Source organism: Acinetobacter piscicola (assembly GCF_002233755.1).
Lineage (GTDB): Bacteria > Pseudomonadota > Gammaproteobacteria > Pseudomonadales > Moraxellaceae > Acinetobacter > Acinetobacter piscicola.
The window spans coordinates 1-735 of sequence record NZ_NIFO01000065.1; the positions used below are offsets into that span (position 1 = coordinate 1).

At 33.9% G+C, this 735-nt stretch carries 1 protein-coding gene; it reads right to left on the reverse strand.

From position 1 onward, the window contains the following. Positions 1-505: Ig-like domain-containing protein (locus tag CDA10_RS16700; RefSeq protein WP_213062857.1), on the reverse strand; the 505-nt coding region annotated here is incomplete at its 3' end. Between the last annotated feature and the right edge of the window lie 230 nt (positions 506-735).

The window sequence follows — 735 nt, forward strand, 5'->3', positions numbered from 1 at the left end:
CAGTAACTGTCGCTCCAGCATCGATCACATCGACATCTGTAGGTGCTGCTGGCGGAGTAATATCTGGAGCAGTCAGAGATTTTGATGAAGAGTTATTTGAAGCATCCGTCGCAGTAGCTTGAATATTTTCACCATTAACTAAAGCAGGATTAAGACTTACTGAATACGTCCCATCAACCGCAACAATTGCTGTCCCCAAAACAGCACCTGTTGCAACACTTTTAATTTGAATAGTAGCTCCTGGTTCAGAAGTTCCTGAAACAATCGTACCTGTCGCATTTATTGTTGCTTGTATATCTGGAGCCTTATAATCATTCAAAATAAGCTCTTGAGTATTTGGTAACCCCTGTTTATCTATACCCGTAATGATGACTTTTTCACCATTAATAAATTCTGAAGTAACATAAGAAAATGTACCACTCGGTCTTACCGTAACTGTCACCTCTTTTAAAAAAACACCAGTAATCGGATCATAAAATTTTAGACTAACTGGACTATTCGCCATAAAATTGGGAGATGAAATTATATTTGTTGAAGCCATAAATGTGTCCTCTATAAAGTTTTTTTTAACACAAAAAATAGGTTTAGTTTTCTAAACTGGTTTAATTTTAAGCATTATACATATTTTTGTGATCCATTTCACATTTATATTATTTTTTTTAATTTATTTTGCTTTTTTTGTAAAAAAAAGCCACATCGAAATGTGGCTTTTTTTAGTTTCACTTATGAATCTAG